The sequence below is a fragment of the Photobacterium aphoticum genome, assembly GCF_001029435.1.
GTDB classification, from domain to species: domain Bacteria; phylum Pseudomonadota; class Gammaproteobacteria; order Enterobacterales; family Vibrionaceae; genus Photobacterium; species Photobacterium aphoticum.
Map to the genome: position 1 here is coordinate 87001 of NZ_LDOV01000037.1, position 17696 is coordinate 104696.

At 51.7% G+C, this 17696-nt stretch carries 15 protein-coding genes; 7 read left to right on the plus strand and 8 right to left on the minus strand.

Features of this window, described 5'->3' with window-relative positions:
* The first annotated feature begins 361 nt into the window (after positions 1 to 361).
* On the plus strand, positions 362 to 1096 hold the full coding sequence (locus ABT58_RS18940; RefSeq protein WP_047876011.1) for a hypothetical protein: 735 nt from the start codon (positions 362 to 364) through the stop codon (positions 1094 to 1096).
* Positions 1097 to 1305: 209 nt separating this feature from the next.
* On the opposite strand, the gene ABT58_RS18945 is transcribed toward ABT58_RS18940, so the two are convergent.
* Positions 1306 to 2049 carry a TetR/AcrR family transcriptional regulator gene (locus ABT58_RS18945; RefSeq protein ID WP_047876012.1) on the minus strand — a complete coding sequence of 248 codons (744 nt, stop codon included), beginning with the start codon at positions 2047 to 2049 and terminating at the stop codon, positions 1306 to 1308.
* A 217-nt stretch (positions 2050 to 2266) separates the two neighbouring features.
* Here ABT58_RS18945 and ABT58_RS18955 point away from each other — a divergent pair, with 217 nt between their 5' ends.
* From ABT58_RS18955 to ABT58_RS18970, 4 genes are read left to right on the plus strand one after another with little or no spacing between them, the layout of a single operon-like run.
* Entirely contained in the window at positions 2267 to 3322 is a 1056-nt protein-coding gene (locus ABT58_RS18955) for an efflux RND transporter periplasmic adaptor subunit (RefSeq protein WP_276203467.1), read from the plus strand.
* A complete protein-coding gene (locus tag ABT58_RS18960; protein WP_082211165.1) occupies positions 3322 to 4431 on the plus strand; it encodes an efflux RND transporter periplasmic adaptor subunit in 1110 nt (369 codons plus the stop codon). The genes ABT58_RS18955 and ABT58_RS18960 overlap by 1 nt, the downstream gene beginning before the upstream one ends.
* A complete protein-coding gene (locus ABT58_RS18965) occupies positions 4428 to 4694 on the plus strand; it encodes a hypothetical protein (RefSeq protein ID WP_047876015.1) in 267 nt (88 codons plus the stop codon). Before ABT58_RS18960 ends, ABT58_RS18965 begins: the two co-directional genes overlap by 4 nt.
* Positions 4691 to 7765: an efflux RND transporter permease subunit gene (locus tag ABT58_RS18970; protein WP_047876016.1), complete on the plus strand. Its 3075-nt coding sequence runs from the start codon at positions 4691 to 4693 to the stop codon at positions 7763 to 7765. Before ABT58_RS18965 ends, ABT58_RS18970 begins: the two co-directional genes overlap by 4 nt.
* Positions 7766 to 7856: 91 nt before the next feature.
* Here the strand turns inward: ABT58_RS18970 and ABT58_RS18975 are convergent, their stop codons facing one another.
* The 3 genes from ABT58_RS18975 to ABT58_RS18985 form a co-directional block, all read right to left on the minus strand.
* Positions 7857 to 8591, minus strand: coding sequence for a ChrR family anti-sigma-E factor (locus tag ABT58_RS18975; protein ID WP_047876017.1), 735 nt, complete (start codon positions 8589 to 8591; stop codon positions 7857 to 7859).
* The gene (locus ABT58_RS18980) at positions 8584 to 9153 is read right to left on the minus strand and encodes a sigma-70 family RNA polymerase sigma factor (RefSeq protein WP_047876018.1); all 570 of its coding nucleotides are present in this window, start codon (positions 9151 to 9153) and stop codon (positions 8584 to 8586) included. Before ABT58_RS18980 ends, ABT58_RS18975 begins: the two co-directional genes overlap by 8 nt.
* 81 nt (positions 9154 to 9234) lie before the next feature.
* Complete coding sequence (locus tag ABT58_RS18985) at positions 9235 to 9951, minus strand: hypothetical protein (RefSeq protein WP_156168830.1); 717 nt, start codon at positions 9949 to 9951, stop codon at positions 9235 to 9237.
* A 455-nt stretch (positions 9952 to 10406) separates the two neighbouring features.
* Here ABT58_RS18985 and ABT58_RS18990 point away from each other — a divergent pair, with 455 nt between their 5' ends.
* Both ABT58_RS18990 and ABT58_RS18995 read left to right on the plus strand, forming a co-directional pair.
* A complete protein-coding gene (locus ABT58_RS18990) occupies positions 10407 to 11738 on the plus strand; it encodes a DUF4397 domain-containing protein (RefSeq protein ID WP_047876020.1) in 1332 nt (443 codons plus the stop codon).
* A 168-nt stretch (positions 11739 to 11906) separates the two neighbouring features.
* Entirely contained in the window at positions 11907 to 14063 is a 2157-nt protein-coding gene (locus ABT58_RS18995; RefSeq protein ID WP_047876021.1) for a glycoside hydrolase family 3 N-terminal domain-containing protein, read from the plus strand.
* Positions 14064 to 14206: 143 nt separating this feature from the next.
* On the opposite strand, the gene ABT58_RS19000 is transcribed toward ABT58_RS18995, so the two are convergent.
* The 4 genes from ABT58_RS19000 to ABT58_RS19020 all read right to left on the minus strand — a co-directional run bounded on the left by ABT58_RS19000 (position 14207) and on the right by ABT58_RS19020 (position 17549).
* Positions 14207 to 14590, minus strand: a complete 384-nt coding sequence (locus ABT58_RS19000; RefSeq protein ID WP_047876022.1) for a DUF2541 family protein — start codon at positions 14588 to 14590, stop codon at positions 14207 to 14209.
* 222 nt (positions 14591 to 14812) lie between these two features.
* Positions 14813 to 16264 (minus strand): hemolysin family protein, encoded by a 1452-nt coding sequence (locus ABT58_RS19005; protein WP_082211166.1) that lies wholly within the window; start codon positions 16262 to 16264, stop codon positions 14813 to 14815.
* Between the two features lie 232 nt (positions 16265 to 16496).
* Entirely contained in the window at positions 16497 to 16976 is a 480-nt protein-coding gene (locus tag ABT58_RS19010; protein ID WP_047876023.1) for a DUF2127 domain-containing protein, read from the minus strand.
* A 351-nt stretch (positions 16977 to 17327) separates the two neighbouring features.
* Positions 17328 to 17549: a hypothetical protein gene (locus ABT58_RS19020; protein WP_047876025.1), complete on the minus strand. Its 222-nt coding sequence runs from the start codon at positions 17547 to 17549 to the stop codon at positions 17328 to 17330.
* Positions 17550 to 17696: the final 147 nt, after the last annotated feature.

Consider the following 17696-nt stretch of genomic DNA (forward strand, 5'->3'; position numbering starts at 1 on the left):
CTATTACCTTCGCTTCATTATCGTGACCTGTCTCCATGGTTCGTGTTTACTCTCTATCTCTGATCCCCAAAGCCATCGAAAATAGCCCTGTGCGTAAATCACAGTCATACGCTAACTCGTCTATAATCCAACATCTTCAAGGATTGAAGTGCCCCCATGAAAACCCACTCCTTACCGGTATTGACAAGTTTGTTCTCTGCACAGGTCTCTGTTGCTCCCAGTCAGGTTGGTGTTGTTGATTGCGATACAGGGAAGTAGATGGTTGTTGAATTATGGTAATGAATTTACAGTATGGTTGAGTTTTTAAAATGAGGTTACTAATCATTACGGTGCATAGATAAAATAATTGGAGATTTTATTAATGACAAACAACATAAGAAATACGATATTTGATGAGTCTATATTGTATGAGTGGGAGTGTAGATGCTGGGAAGGGGGAGTTTACGATTTTTATGCTCAATGGGGAATTGCGTTTTTTTCTTCTTGTCCAGTATTTATTATTGTATTTTTTGTTAGTGGTGAAGATGTTGGTAGTTACGGGTTTTGGTTGTTATTTTTTACTGCTTTGTTTCTTCTTATAATTTGTCGATATATTCTGCTTTCGGATTATCATTTTCATTACCGAATTACCCCAAATGGTTTTTATTATACTCAGAGAAAAATGCTTCCCGACTTTTCCTATAAAGCGGTTCGTGGGTTTTCTTGGATAGGTATAGCAATATGTATAATAGCCTTCTCTATCTCTGGTCCACTTGTATTTGTGGGGGCTGGCGGTTTTGCTTTAATCGTTTTTGGATTAACTAATTTTGAGCCACAAGTTGATAGGTACTCTACTGTGATCGCAATGCCAATACTCCTATTTAATCCAAAGAATGATACTCGATTTTACATACAAACCAAAGATAGAGGTCCGTTTGCTTTCCATGCGACATTTTATACTCAATCATTTGAACAAAAAAATGAAATAATTCGCGATCTGTCTAATTTATATCATGATTTAGAGGTTTGTAATGTTGATACGATTAGTGATAGAAAAAATCATCCGGTTAGTCAAAAGCTAAGAAAAGAAGCTGAAGAAATGGAAAATAAAAGTTAGAGTGATTTTAGAGGGAGTTCATAATTCTGTGCCAGCGTAATCACAGAGCTACATACTCATCTGAGGTAATGTTAGGCTCCTGTTCTTAGATGAAGCTACTCATAAGTTCTTCAATTGATTTATCAATATTGAGGGGAGAGCCTTTTTCTCTCCCTCACATACTGCACAACCAAAGCCTAGCTATTATTCACGCACACAATCCGCCGATCTTAACGCTCATCAGCATCTGCTTGCGCGTCATCTTTCTTTTGCCAGTTGCAATCAATGTTCAGCACCAAATCATTGAGGTTGGTTGGGTGAAGCATTTTTTCCGGGGCGATATTCAGCAGGCACGCCATTTGCTGGTTATACAATTCCCAGTGATTGATAAGGCATTCATCCATGCTATCAGTTTGGGCTGACCAGGTTTCTGCAATAAACGGCTTCATACTGGCGGCGGCGTGGCCGTACATCATCAGTTGCCATTTTAAAACGCGAATATCAATCTGTTGCTGAGGAAACTCCTGATTGAACGGGTCGATTTGATCTTGCACCAACTTTTCAATATTGCCAGAGTTATCAATAAAATAATCAAACAAGGCTTCTTGACGCACCGCATCGGCGATCAATTGGATGGCCTGCGGGTGCACAATCATGTGTGCCAGCATGCGCACCACAAAATGATACAGGCGTTGGTTAGACGGAAACGATGGTGAAATGTCGTTCAGCAGCTGATGCATGTAATGGTGCATGTAAGCTTCAAGGCAATCGCTGATGCTGTGCCAAATCTTCTCTTTGCTGCCAAAGTGATGGCGGATCAAACTGTGTGATACGCCAGCGCGATCACTGATGTTTCGCAACGAGACACGCTCATACCCCAACTCACAGAACATGTCTGCCGCGACGGTCATGATGTGCAATTTGGTTTCTTCGGCGGCCTGCGCACTGCGCCGCCCCTGTTTCTTCTCAGTCATAACGTTATCTTTTGTTTCCCGCGTCCGTGCTGGCCGCTGGGGAAATAGTGTACCTAAATCTGTGATTGACCGTGATCTTTAATCCGATCTTTGTGCAGAAAAATCCTTTATTGTCCACCTGTAAAATATAGTTGATCTTCATCGCGATCAACATATACTGCACACCTGTGTAGTAAAACCCTAGAGAGAGCACATTTTGCAGGGACATCCCACCATATTGACCCCTTTCATGCGGGTCGCGGCCTTGGTGCTGGTCAGCAGCGTACTGACCGGTTGTTTTCAGGCCCAATCAGAACCGTCGCCGGACACGGTAAAACCGGTGAAGTTGTATCAGGTACCGGCGTTAACTGCGCAGGCGAGCGATGCGTTTCCCGCCCGTGCCGAAGCCTCACAGCGAGCGCAATTGTCGTTTCAGGTACCGGGGGAAATTGACACCCTGACAGTCCGCCTTGGACAGCATGTGGAAGCCGGTCAGGTACTCGCGAAATTGGATGACACCGATTACCGCTTGGCGTTTGACGCCAAATTGGCGGAGTTCGAGTTAGCCAAAAGTCAGTTCCAGCGAGCCAAACAACTGTTTGCGAAGAAGTTGATCAGCACTGATGAGTTTGACCGTCACGACACCCGTTACAAAGCGGCGTTGGCGAACTTAGAGCAAGCGCGAACCGATTTAGAACACACCCTGTTGCGCGCGCCTTTTTCCGGCACCGTGTCACTTAAGCATGTGAATCAGCACCAATTTGTGGGCGCAAATCAGCCGGTGTTGAATGTGCAAAACGTCGATACCTTGGATTTGAGCTTCAGCTTGCCGGTGTCGTATGTCGAGCAAACCGATGTGGCTTCGCTACAACAAGCGATGATCTGGGTGGTGATGGATAACTACGCGGCACAGTCACTGCCGGCCGAGTTTAAAGAGTTATCGACCCGCCCGGATGGCGATACCAACAGTTATACCGCCAAAGTGACGGTCTCTCGTCCGGCCGATCGCAACATGCTGTCAGGGATGTCGGCGCAAGTGCATATCGGTAAATCGGCGGCGATGAAAGCGATCCATTTACCGGCGGGCAGCTGGGTTGAAAAAGACGATCAGCAAGGCACGGTGTGGCAGGTAGATCCGGCCACGGGTGTGGTGAGCGCGTTGTCGCTGACGGTGAACGCACACGGTGATGTGGTAGGTGGATTGAAACAAGGCATGGTGATTGTTACGGCGGGCGCACAAGAGTTGTTGTCGGGCCAGCAAGTACGCGCATGGGAACGCGAGGGCGGTATTTAATGAAGCAGATGTCATGGGTGGTGTTGTCATTGGCAATGCTACAAGGCTGCCAGCAAGGCGAGGGGATCACACCGCCGGCACCGTTAACCGTGTCAACAGTGACGGTGACGGAATCGGTCGCCAGTCAGTACCGCCGTTTTAACGGCCAGGTGGAAGCGGCTGAGCTGACGCCGTTGGCTTTTCGCGTGGAAGGGGAGCTGAAGCAGATCACGGTACGTACCGGTCAGCGCGTGACGCAAGGCCAGACGCTGGCGGTGTTGGATGCGGATAAGTTCGACCAACAATTGCGTGATGCCAAGGTGCAGTTTGAGTTGGCGACCAAGCAGTTGCAGCGTGGTCGTGAGTTGCACAGCCGCAACATGGTGTCGAATGCGGAATTGGATGAGTTGATTGCCAATCAGCGTCTGACCCAAGTGCAGTATGCCTCGGCCAAAGCGCGTGTCGGTTATACCCATTTAACAGCGCCGTTCAATGGCGTGGTGGCAGAGGTGCCAAAAGAAGCCTTTGAAGCGGTGACGCCGGGTGAGACGGTGGTGAGCCTGTATCAGGATGATCGCGTCTACATCAATATTCCGGTGTCTGACACCGTGATTGCCATGATCAACCCACAAGTACGTGGGCGCGGTTATCAGCCGATGGCGTATTTTGGTGCCGAGCAAACCGGTTATCCGGTGTCGTACCGCGAGCACACCAGCGAGTTAGCACCACAAAGTCAGACCTACCGTATGTGGTTTGATATGCCGCAACGGGAGCCAGCCATTTTGCCGGGCACCAGTGTGACCTTGAATGTGGACATGACGGCAGCAGGCTTGAGTACTCAGCAAGGGTATGTGTTGCCGTTGCTTGCACTGGATGCCGGTCAGCAAGCCGGCCAGTTCTTTGTCTGGAAATGGGTTGATGGCGAAGTGCAGCGTGTGGCAGTACAGGTTGAGAAAATTAACAGCCAAGGTGCGATTGTCAGCCGGGGTGTTGAGCAAGGCGATCGTCTGGTGACCTCCAGCTTGCGCAAATTGCGTGACGGGATGGCGGTGGCACTACAGCCTACTGCCTCATCGTTCACAGCATCAGAAAAACAACAGATGAATACCGTCACGGAGTCTGCACAGTGAATCAACAACCGAAGCGTCATGGTGGCCTGATGGTGTTGCGATGGGGCATCGGCTTTGTGGTGACCGTGTTGGGGTTAATGATGATCAGCGAACTGGGACAATTTCTGGTTTGGCAGTTAGTAGGACAGTTAATGGGTGAAAATGTGCAGTATTGGGATGTAACGTTACTGCCGGCCACATGGCATGCCGGTAGTCAATCCTCAATCCAATTGGGCGGCGGGATGTTGACCTCGGCGTGGGTACTCATGGAGAGCGTGCAGTGAGTATTGCGGAATATTCAATTAAAAACAAAGTCATCAGTTGGCTATTTCTCATCATCTTAACGGTAGGCGGGATCAGCTCCTTCTTTGAGTTAGGCCGTTTGGAAGATCCGGCGTTTACCATTAAAGATGCGATGATCATTGCCACGTACCCGGGGGCGACCTCGACGGAAGTGGAAGAAGAGCTGACGTATCCGATCGAAAAAGCGGTACGCCAGTTGCCGTATATCGACAAGGTGACCTCGACCTCCTCAGCGGGCATGACACAAATCATGGTCAGCATGGAGATGATTTACGGGCCGGACGAACTGCCGCAGATCTGGGATGAAATGCGCCGTAAAGTGAACGATCTCAAGCCGATGCTACCGGCCGGGGTGAATTCACTGCAAATCATCGACGACTTCGGTGATGTGTACGGCGTGATGTACATGCTGACCGGTAAAGGCTATTCCTACGATGAGCTGAAACAATACGCGGACTACCTGATCCGTGAATTGGACTTGGTGGAAGGCGTGGGCAAGGTGAGCATTGCCGGCCAGCAGCAGGAGCAGATTTTTGTTGAGATCTCGTTGGAGCGCATGGCGGCACTGAATCTTGATATGAACACCGTGGTGGGCTTGCTCAATCAGCAAAACAGCGTGCAATCTGCCGGTGAAATCATGATCAACGGGCAGAGCCTGGTGATCCGCCCGAACGGGACCATGAACAGTGTCGAAGCGGTTGAGAACCTGGTGATCCACGGCCGTGATACCGGTAATCTGATCCGCCTGAAAGACGTGGCAACCGTCACCCGTGGTGTGCAGGAAAAACCGGGCAATGTGGTGTTGTTCAATGGTGAGCCGGCAATTAACCTAGGGATTGCCTTTGCCGACGGCGTGAACGTGGTGGAAGTGGGGCAGCGTGTGGATGCCCGTTTGGCTGAGTTGGAAAGCTTTAAACCAGCTGGTATTACCCTGAACAACTTCTACAACCAAGCGCAGGAAGTGGACAAGTCAGTCAAAGACTTCATCATCAGTTTGGGTGAAGCGGTGGCGATCGTGATTGTGGTGCTGCTGTTTGCGATGGGCTTGCGCAGTGGCCTGATCATTGGTGCCGTGTTGCTGCTGACCGTGTTCGGTACGTTCATTTTGATGAAGATGAACAACATCGAACTGCACCGCATCTCGCTCGGCGCATTGATCATTGCACTGGGGATGTTGGTGGATAACGCCATTGTCGTTGTTGAAGGTATTCTGGTGGGGATCAAACGGGGTCGCACCAAAATTCAGGCAGCGGTCGATATTACCAAGCAAACGCAATGGCCACTGCTGGGCGCAACTGTGATTGCGATTACCGCGTTCGCCCCGATTGGTCTGTCGCAGGACGCCACCGGTGAGTTCATGGGCTCATTGTTCTGGGTGCTGTGTTACTCCTTGTTCTTGAGCTGGATCACCGCGCTGACGTTAACGCCGTTCCTGGCTGATCTGCTGTTGAAAGACGGTGATAACACGCAGGGCGAAGGGGATGAAGATGAAGCTTACAAAGGCGCGCTGTTTACCCTGTTTGGTGCCACGCTGAAGTTTGCCCTGCGTTTTCGTTGGATGACCATGGCCAGCATGTTGGCCTTGTTAGTGGCGGCGGTGGTGGCCTTTGGGCATGTGAAACAGTCGTTCTTCCCGCCGTCTAACACGCCGATGTTCTATGTGGACATGTGGATGCCGGAAGGGACGGATATTCGTGAAACTATGCGCCAGACGGAGCAGGTCGAGCAGTTTATTCGCGAGCAAGACAACGTGGCATTTGTCACCGCGTCAGTGGGTCAGGGGTTGCAGCGTTTTGCACTGACTTACCAGCCAGAGAAAAGCTACGAAGCGTACGCCCAGTTGCAGGTGCGTACAACGGATCGCGACAACATGTTTGTGTTGTTGCATCACTTGGATGAGACCTTGTCAGCGCGCTTTGCGTTGCCGACCTTCCAGTTCAAGCTGATGGAGTTTGGTCCGTCACCGGCATCTAAAATTGAAGCGCGGATCAGCGGGCCGGATCCTCAGGTGTTGCGTGATTTGGCGACGCAGGTGGAAAACATTCTGCTGACTGATCCAGGGGCGCGTAATGTGCGTCACGACTGGCGTGAGCGCACTAAGGTGCTGGTGCCGCAGTTCAATGAAACTAAAGCGCGCCGTTTAGGGATCTCAAAAGAAGATCTGTCACAGACCCTGCAAATGGCGTACGGCGGCAGCACCATTGGTGTATTGCGTGACGGGACACAGATGCTACCGATCATTGCCCGCTTGCCAGAAAACGAGCGTGTGGATTTCAACAGCGTACAGAACCTGAAGTTGTGGAGTCCGGTCCAGCAGGCTTATGTGCCGATTGAGCAAGTGATCGACGGCATTGATTTGGCGTGGGAAGAGCCACTGGTACAACGTCGTGATCGTAAGCGCACACTTACCGTGCTGGCCGACCATAACGTGTTGGGCGATGAAACCGCAGCCAGTCTGTTTGCCCGCGTGAAACCGTTGGTGGAAGCGCTGCCATTGCCGCCGGGTTACAGCCTGTCGTGGGGCGGTGAGTATGAGTCATCCAAAGACGCGCAAGAGTCGATGATGAGCTCGATGCCAATGGGTTACTTACTGATGTTCGTGATCACCATCTTCCTGTTTAATTCGGTGAAGAAGTCGCTGGTGATTTGGGCCACGGTCCCGCTGTCGATCATCGGTGTGGCGATTGGCTTGCTGGTGACCAATGTGCCATTTAGCTTTACCGCGCTGTTGGGCTTGTTGAGTTTGAGCGGGATGATTTTGAAAAATGGCATTGTGCTGTTGGATCAAATCAACATCGAACTGGAACAGGGCAAAGCGCCGTACGATGCGATTGTGCACAGTGCGATCAGCCGTGTGCGTCCGGTGAGTATGGCGGCCTTGACCACCATTTTGGGGATGATCCCGCTGGTGTTTGATGCCTTCTTTGATTCCTTAGCGATCACCATCATGGCGGGCTTAGGCTTTGCCACAGTACTGACGCTGATTGTGGTGCCGGTTCTGTTTGCGTTGTTCTTTAATGTGAAAGCGCCAACCGGTGACGCGACGGTGTAATCGCACGATTATTACCACAAGAAAGACTAAAGCCCCAAGCAACCGAATGGTCGCTTGGGGCTTTTTTGTGGGTCGCGTTCAGCGTGAGTGGTTACTGACGAAAGAACAACTGACTAAATGGATTGAGCAAGGTCGCCAGCCCAGAGGTAAAGTGCAGTGGTGCATCAAGTAAGGTGAGGCACAAACAGTCTTGCCCTTCATGGGTGCGCGGGACGTGTTTGTCAGTGGCAGTTTGCACCACAAAATCCCCCGCGCGGTAAGTGCCGTTTTCATCATGAAACTCACCGGCGAGTACCAGTGTGATTTCCTGTCCCTGATGGGTATGTTCAGGCAATGCACTGTTACTGTCCATGTAGATGAAATTCATTTTGCTATTGCCGCCCACCGCAACGTGAGCGCGCTTGATGTTACCGGGCAATTTGCTCCATGGACCAATGTGCTCGTGGTGACGTTGCAAGGCGCGCGGCAACGTGTAGGCTTGGTCGCCCAAGGTCAGCGTGCGTGTTTCCTCATCAAGAGCGCTGTCATTCATGGCCTCGTCCGCTATGTCTTGCGTCATAATATTTGCCATCATGGCTTGCAACTCGGCCGGCAACGTATCAGAGGCAGGCGGGTGGACAAAGGCAGCCGCTCTCATATCGACCTCTACATCGGTATCTTGCAGTGCAATATCAGCCTGCAGCGTTTCTAATTTCGCCACACGCTCACGGCAGTGCGGGCAAAATTCAAGGTGCGTGCTGATCATAATGCTGGACGCGGGATCAAGATCGCCAGAGGCAAAGAGGGTGAGTGCCTCATCATTTGGGTGCAAACGGACTTTAGTCATCAAGGGCCTCCTTCATTTTCTGTAGCGCTAAACGCAGACGACTTTTCACCGTGCCCAACGGCACACCTATCGCATCGGCCACATCTTGGTGTGAGGCGCCCTGTAAGCAAACCATGCGTACAATGTCCGCCTGTGCGGGGGGAAGGGTATTGATCAATTCGTCCAGTTCCTGACTGACAATGGCTTCAAACTCAAGGGGGAGTTTTTCTGCATCACGCTCTTCGTGAAGGACGGGCCACAGGTCATCCCCTTGCACCCAATCTTGTTGATGCTTGGTTTTGCGTAACAAATCGAATTTTACGTTACGGGCCACAGAATAAATCCATGTCAGTGCCGCGCCCTTTGAGGGTTCATACAGATGTGCTTTCAGCCACACTTTAAGCATGGTTTCCTGAACCACCTCCATCGCCATTGATTCATCCCGCAACTGCTTGCGAGAAAAGTTTAATAATTTAGGGGCGACGTGCGTAAACAGCGTCTCGTAGCTTTTGCGGCAGCGAGACTGTGCAATGTTAGATAAAAGCGCTGCGACATCCAGCGTCGGTGCAGTATTTGTGATCATAGACTCCTTGCCGTTCGCGGAGCGTATCTCGGGACATATTATGTTCATTTCTCTCTCTGCAAGCATGGGGTCGATGTGCAATTAACGCAATGGCTGAACAGAAAGATCACTATGTCGAATGATTTTTTTTATGTAACGCATGCAAAGCAGCGGGGTGGGATGCTTGAGTAAGCGTTGCTTGGTGGCAAGAGAAATCGGCAAGATTTCCAGCCACCGCCAGCAAATCCAGTGGGGGGGATAAGTCATGGGGAAGGCTTGATGGTCATCGGGCAGGCTTCGTCCCTGCGCTTGCCAACTTTGCAGCAGGCGAGTGACTAACACATCGTGTGTATCCAGCGCCGGCAGCGGTGACGCCGGTGATCCCAGAGTTGCCTGAGACCAAAGCGCAATGGTCTCGCCCTGCAGGCGGGTCGTCGAGGCATAAGCGGCATCGTGATGCAGGATCCCTTCTGCCTGAATATGAAGATTAAGGACGATTTGCCGATCACTGAGCCAGTCCACCGCATCGATGTGCGCCAGCATCATAATATCCCCCTTAGCCATGGCAACGGTGCCGCATTTGTCTTGCATCACCAGCCATATCCCGCCCGCCCGTAACCCGTCGGCAATGGTCTGGGTGAAGCGTAGCCCGCTTCCTTTAATGACTAACTGGCTCATCGGCATGCCGTGCTCGGTCGTGAGCAGATAAGGCAGCGTTTGTGGCTGCGTATTCATTGCATTCAATTTTGCCGGCTCTGGAAGGCCGGGATCCACGTTTGTCGGTGAATGCGTCTGTCTGTGGTGAGAGTCATGATACACAAGTTACTCCTTTTTCTTTGCTTTACGGCGCAAAGCCCATTTTGGATGTGTGTCCCTGGCGTGAGTTCTGATTGTGTGTCATCCGGTGTGCGTCACCCGGTGTGTCTATCTGGTGGGCTGGTAGACGTCTTTCATCGCGTTTTACGTCTGTATCTGCAAGGCGCCGATATAAGAAATGGATCTATATCAGAAAAGAGAAATGTCAAATGTCATTGATCCAAATTTGTCGGTACTGGCGTACCTATCCTCAGATTCCAACATGACACCCTGAGCACGAGGCTTCAGATACCGAGTCAATAATGGAACGCGATAGAACACAATATGAAGAAAACACAAGAATGACACGAGGCAATACCCAAGCTGTACCCGACAACCCAATCCCTGTTTCATAGGCGGCAATACCTGATTGAATGGCATAACAGCTGGCTGTGAAACAAAAGAATGAGGACACCCTTATGACGTTGAAACCTTTATCTCTCGCTGTGATCTCTGCTGTGCTGCTGGTCGGCTGTAATGATGATAACGACACGGCAAAACTGCGTGTCACGCATGCCAGCAGTGATGCTCCCCTTGTGGCCGTGAAACTCAATGGCGATGTGGTCGATGCACTGGCTGAAGTGGATTACCAACAAGCCAGCCCTTTCTTGGCGGTTGATAGCGGCACTTATGATGTATCGGTTGATGCCCTGTTGCCTGCAGACGAAACATTAGAAGTGATTGCAGCCAACTTGGATTTGGCCGGCGACATGCAATATGACGTGTTTGCCGTGAATAATACTGCCAGCATTGAGCCCGTAGTGCTGATGCGTGACGATATTTTCATTGGCGGTAATCAGGTACGGGTGGATGTACTGCATGCTCACCCTGACGTACCTGGGGTTGATATCTATCTCAGCACAAGTGACAGTATTACGTCTGAGGCGCCCGCCATTTCGGGCTTGGCATTTAAAGTCGATAGCCCCGATCTTCCTGTAACTCTGCCGTCAGATACCTACCGTATTCGCGTGACTTTAGCGGGTCAAAAAGACGTGGTGTTTGACAGCGGCGAGTTGGATTTAGCCGGAGGGAGTGATTTGATGATCACCGCCGTGCCGAATGTCGATGGCGGCGCCGTGTCGCCGGTGAATCTGCTGGTGGCCGACGGGGATGATATGGCTGTACTGCGCAACACGGGCGAGAAAGCCACAGTACGTGTGGTACATGCGGTGAAAGACGCCGTTGAGGTGGATGTACAAGCCTCTGGCAGTACGGTCGCTGGGTTTGAAGCCATCGCCTTTAAAGAGTTCCGCAGTGAAGACTTACCTGCAGGCAGTTATGACTTGAGTGTGGTTGCCAATATCGACCCGTCTATTGTGGTGTTTGATGCGCCGGGAACGGAGGTTGAAAGTGGTACGGCATCCAGCATTTATGCGGTGGGCAGCTTTGTGTCCGCCTCGGATTTTGATATTGAGCCACTGTTAATTGAAGAAGATCTGCGCTCGGTTGCCACGTACGCCAAAGTACGTGTGGTGCATGCCAGCACCGCAGCGGGCACTGTGGACGTGCATGCCTCTGCCGATGGCATGTTCAGTGAAGCCACTGTGGTACTGGAAGATGTGGAGTTCAAAGACAATGCGGTCTTGAATGTACCGGGTGGCAGCTACAGCCTCGCTGTGACCCCAGCCAACTCACTTGAGCCATTGATCACCGGTGATGCCAGCGTGGAAGACGGCGGTGTGTATTCTGTGGTCGCGACCGATGATCTCACCGGCTTTGTGATCAATGTGGATACCACGCCTTCGGAATAAGTCTGGCATAACGCCTTGAGGAAAAAAGGCTCAAGGATAAGTACGTAGAAAAGAAAAGGGCAATGCACGTGCATTGCCCTTTTTCATTTCTGCTGTTTAGGTCAACCCTTTCACATTGTTAGGCGTGGCATACTGCGAGCCTCAAACAGCTAGCAGGAGCGCGACGCTATGATGCCTTACCATAATGCCACTTTGCCGATTGCAGAACGTGTGGCCGATCTTCTCTCTCGTATGACCGTCACGGAAAAAGTCGGTCAGTTGTGTCAGTCACCGATGCTGGAATATGCCAAACACCGTGACGACTACCTGTCACAAGTGCGTGAGGGGCGTTTAGGCTCCCGTATTTTGGCTGATACCGCCTGGGCGGGGAATGCACCGGGGGAGTCGGTGGACCCTGAGCAAATCAATGATATTCAACGTGTGGCCGTGGAAGAAACCCGCTTAGGGATCCCGGTGATTTTTGCCCGTGATGTGATTTACGGCCAGTCGACGGTATTGCCGATCCCGTTGGCACAGGCGTGTTCATGGAACCCGTCACTGGTGGAACATGCTTACAGCATGGTGTCGCGTGAAGCCGCCTCACTGGGCGTGCATTGGACGTTTGCGCCGATGCTCGACATTGTGCGCGATCCGCGTTGGGGCCGTGTGATTGAAAGCAGCGGTGAAGATCCGTATCTGACCAGCCAGTTTGCTAAAGCCGTGGTACGTGGTTTCCAAGGTGACGATCCATCGGCGCCGGATCGCCTGTTAGCGTGTGCTAAGCATTTTGTCGGCTATGGCGCCGCTGAAGGCGGCCGTGATTACGACACAACGGAGATCAGCGACAACTCCCTGCATAACGTCTATTTGCCGCCGTTTAAAGCAGCGGTCGAGGCCGGTGTGACGACCTTGATGTCCGGCTTTAACGATTTGGGCGGCACACCAGTATCAGGCTCGAAAGCACTGATCCGCGACTGGCTGAAAGAGCAACAAGGCTTTGACGGCATGGTAGTGAGCGATTGGGGTTCAATCTCTGATTTGGCGTATTTCCGTGTGGCAGCAGGGCCAGAAGACGCGGCGGTACAAGCGTTACAGGCGGGTGTCGATATGGCGATGACCCACGAAGCGTTTGACGGCATCTTGGATGTGGCTATCGGAGATGATCCGGTATTGCACAACTTGCTGGATGATGCGGTGCGTCGCGTGCTGACCGCAAAATTCCGTGCCGGTTTGTTTGAGCAACCGTATATCGATCCGTTGCGTCACCGTGAGGTCTTGCGTCACCCTGCTCATGTGGCTGCGGCGCTGCAATTGGCGGAGCAGAGCATGGTATTGCTGAAAAACCAGCAAGGGTGTCTGCCGCTGGCAAAAAGTGGCCTGACCGTGGCGGTGATCGGGCCGCATGCGGATTCCCGCCGTCAGCATTTGGGCTCTTGGTGTCTGGATGGCGATGCGCAGGATGTGACATCGATTCTGGCTGGTATCCAGCACGTTGCACCGGACAATACGATTTTGACTGAGTCACCGGCCTTCAGTGATGAAATGGTGGAATGTGCGCACCGCGCCGATGTGGTGGTGTTATGTGTGGGTGAAAGCCATCGTCGTACTGGTGAAGCGCGTAACGTGGCTGAACTGACGTTACCGGCCGGCCAAGAAGCCTTGATTGAAGCGATTGGTCAAACCGGTAAGCCGCTGGTGGTGGTGCAGTGTACCGGTCGTCCGGTGCCGTCACCGATGATCGAGCGTTACGCCGATGCCTTGCTGTATGCGTGGCAATCGGGTACAGAAACCGGTCAAGCGGTGGCGCGTCTGTTGTTTGGGGATGCGATCCCAAGCGGTAAGTTGACCATGACCGTGCCGCGCAGTACGGGGCAGATCCCGATGTACTATGGCCGCAAACCGGTCGGTAAAATGCGCGACTATCAAGAGTATAAGCCGTATAAAGATCTGTCAGAAACGCCGCTGTACCCATTTGGTTTTGGTTTGAGTTACAGCACGTTTAGCTATGACGATCTGGTTGTTGAAAACCGCTGGGCGCAGGACAACACGGTGCAGGTACAGGTGACGGTACGTAATAACGGTGACTATCAGGCCGATGAAATCGTGCAGTGTTATTTGTCGCGTCGCGTGTCATCAACCACGCGTCCGTTGCGAGAGCTGAAAGCGTTTGATCGCGTCACGCTGGCAGCCGGTGAAAGCCAAACGGTGCAGTTCACCTTGGATGCTTCGCAATTGGCGATCTATGGCGCGCAGCAGTGCTGGCAGGTTGAGCCGGGTGTGATTGATGTGTTTGTCGGTGGGGACTCGGACTGCACGCTATCTGCTAGTGTGGATATTCAGTCATAAAAAGTAAGTAGTTACTTGCACTGAATCGTTTTAAAATAAGGTGTTATTACGATAAACGCCCTCACAGGTAGCCTGTGAGGGCGTTTTTTCATGCACGGTTTATCGTGTCATGATGGGGGTGAAGCAGTGGTGCTGTCGGGTGCTTATTGACGGCCGTAAATACGCACACCGGCTGAAGAGCCTTTGGATTTACCAAACACTTCCAGTTTCTTCACACAACGGGTGTAAGCAAACTTACGCCAGTCCGTGTATTCGTTTTTGTCCAGATTACGGTGGAAACGAATCGTCTTGGTTTCACCGTTACGGAAGGTCGCCACCACGCGCTCTAAGCGCATATCGCGATCGGCTTTAACGCGAATCGCATCCACACGGCGGCAGACCATCAGTGGGATCACCGCATCTTTGCTATGGCTTTCAAACACAATGGTGCGGCCAAGGGTAATTTTGTCATCCGCTTGGGCTGCACCAGCTGCACCCAGTAGGCTAGCGCCCACTAACAGGGTGGCGATCAGGGTGTTCGTTTTCATAAATTCTCGATATGAAAGGACATCAAAAATGTAAGCGTTCACTGATTCAATGTTCACGACGTTGTGTGGCTATTGTTCCGGAACACGTCGTGACAGCGATCGCCTACTGTTCTTGGGGGGCACCGACTGAGCCAAGGAGCGCCGCAGGGGTGATAGCGCGGAATGTATCACCCCTTGTGCGATGAAAAAACAAATCTATGTAAAATCTTGCTTCACCTTGCGTTATTTTTGTCCTGCTTTGGCTTGCGGTTTGGGGATATTTTCTGGATGACTTTCTGTATTCTCATGATGGTCAGGCTGATGCACGGTTGATGCCATTGACGGTGTTGTGCCATCGGTTGGCCGCTCCTCTTCTGACGGATGGTCAGTGATGGTTAGTGATGACTCACCCGCAAGGCGGTGTGCCCACACTTTATCAATTCGGTTGCCGGCCAGCGTGATCACTTCAAACTGCCACCCTTCCCAGCTCACGCAATCCCCTTCTTTCGGGATACCGTCTAAGCACCACATCATCATGCCGCTTAAGGTGTGGTAACCGCCGCGTTGCTCATCCGGCAGGCGTTTGAGGTCGAGTAAGTCTTGCAGTACCAGAATGGGGATCAGGGCATCAATGCTCCAGCTGCCATCGTCTTGTTCCACCGACCATAAGTCGTCCGGATCCGGATGACGGAATTCACCGGCCAAGGCTTCCAGTACATCGGTGGGGGTGACAATGCCTTGAATATCGCCGTATTCATCCACCACAAACACCATAGAGGCACCGGTTTGTCGGAAGTGCTCGAGCATCTGGCTGCCGCTCCAGTGTTCCGGAATGCATTCGACCGGTGAGATAAACGGTGTAATGTCGCCATGGGGCGCGGCTTGTTGATAGTGCAGCAACTGTTTGGCGGTGATCATTCCTTCGGCGTTATTCAGCTCACCGTGTGTGACCGGGAAACAGTGGTACTGTGAAGCTACTAAGCGGTTAATGTTATTGGTGAAGGGCTGGTCGAGGTCAAAGGTGATGACGGCATGGCGTGGGGTCATGAGCGACACGACACGGCGATCATCAAAGTGGAACACGTTACGGACAATTTCGTGTTCTTGCTTGCTGACCATGCTGGTGTGAGATTTCTCTTTGAGTACCGCTTGGATATCTTCTTCCGTCAGGGTGTCGCTGTCATAGGAGGATTTCTGTTGGCCGAGGTGGCGAAGGAGGTATTCAGTGGAGGCGGAGAGCAAAGCCACAAACGGGCGGGACAGCACAGCCAGTAAGGATATCGGTCGGGCCATTAAGCGGGCGATCCCTTCCGGGTTTTGTTGCGCGAGGCGTTTAGGCACCAGTTCGCCGACCACGATCGACAAGTAGGTAATACTGATGACCACCACTGCCGTGGAGACCACCGAGCTGGTTTGGGCACTGATACCGACGGACTGCATCACTCGCGCCAGCGGATCCGCCAGTACGGCTTCGCCAAAGACCCCGTTCAGGATACCAATCGCGGTGATCCCGATTTGTACCGTCGACAAGAAATGCGTGGGGTGTTCCCCGAGGGAAATCGCCCGTTCCGCACGTTTATCCCCTTCATCGGCAAGGCGTTGTAACCGGCTTTTACGGGCGGTGACCAGCGCAATTTCTGACATGGCAAAAATGCCGTTGAGTAGGATCAGTGCAACAATAATGAGCACATCCATGGTGTCCTCCTTCCACTGTCTGTTGGAATTAATTATAGGAACGGGTTATCGGAACAAGTTATCGAAACGGCTTATTGGAACTGAATATGGCTAGATGAAATCATTATGGCGCGGATTGTGGAGCAGGAATTTGAAGTCGGTTGAATTTTGAACAACCGCAGGGCGAGGAGTACATGCCATCGCGTAACAAGATGTAACGCGATGGCTGGGTGTATGCGTGGTGTAGAGGCACTCAGGAGTGCGGAGAATGCGTTTCTTGTTTTTTTGCGTACAGAATATAGCCCATGTACCCGACCACCACGATATTGATCAGCAGTACCGCCAGGCTGAGCGCATTGGCATGAACAAACAACTCATACACTTCAAAGGGCAGATAAATCCCGCCGCTGAGCAAAGCAAACCATTCCGTCCATAACAGGCTGTGCCACAGGCCATAGGCCTCCACAAAGCGGATCAGGCTGTACGCACAGGCGCCTAAAGTGATCAACAGCATGTTGGTGTCGGCCAGTGTATCGGCGGCGTGTAGAAACGCGGTGGCGATTTCATTGGCGGGGTTGAGGTGGGAGTGGCTGACAATAAAGGCAGCGGCTTGGTGAATATCGTGCCCACCCAGTGCAGGCAGGCCAAAGCCCACAATCAGAGAAGCGAGCCCTTTGAGTGCCTCTAGTGAGGCCACGGCTTTTAAGCCTTTTTTATCGGTTATGGTATGCATGGAATTTTGTGCTGATAGTTTTGGGCATGGTAATGATTACACGCCTGAAAGCGAGGGTTGGCAAGTGCCTTTACGTATGGGTTTGTATGCCACTTTGAATGAGGTAAAAACAGGGAATGAGGCAGGAACAGGAACGCGCAAAAGAAAGAGGCTGCCTGAGAAGGCCAAGTAACACAGCACGGTGGTAGGCGGTTGCTTACCAGGGTGGGGGCAAAGGCATGGGTGAAAAAGTGAGTGTGAAAAAGTGTAGATGCAGCGGGGGCTGGTGAATGGCTCCCGCTGCCTGTGACGGCATACATCGTGTTGGACTGGCGGCATAGGCGGTGTGCTCTGGCCTAATACCGTCAGGGGTTAGTCATATTCAAATTCGGGGACTTTCTTGGCGACCGCGTTGTGATTGCCGATATAAAGTAGGCGTTGTTGGCCAAGGCCACGCATAAAATAGGATTGGCAGTCGGGACATTGCAGTTTTTCTTGCCCGGTAATGGTTAAGGATTTTTCATGCCAACGGCGTCTGACTCGGTTAAGGCCGCTGGTGGAATGACACTCTGGACATTGCATCGCTACTTTCATTTCCACTCTCCTTGTCGTGCTGCGCTGGTTATAATTTAACCACGCAAAGAAAGTAAAAAATTGATATGCATCAGATTTATTACCGGATTTTTATTAAATTGTTATCGGAGTGTGGTTTTTGAGACCGTGGTCTGCTTATGCACAGAA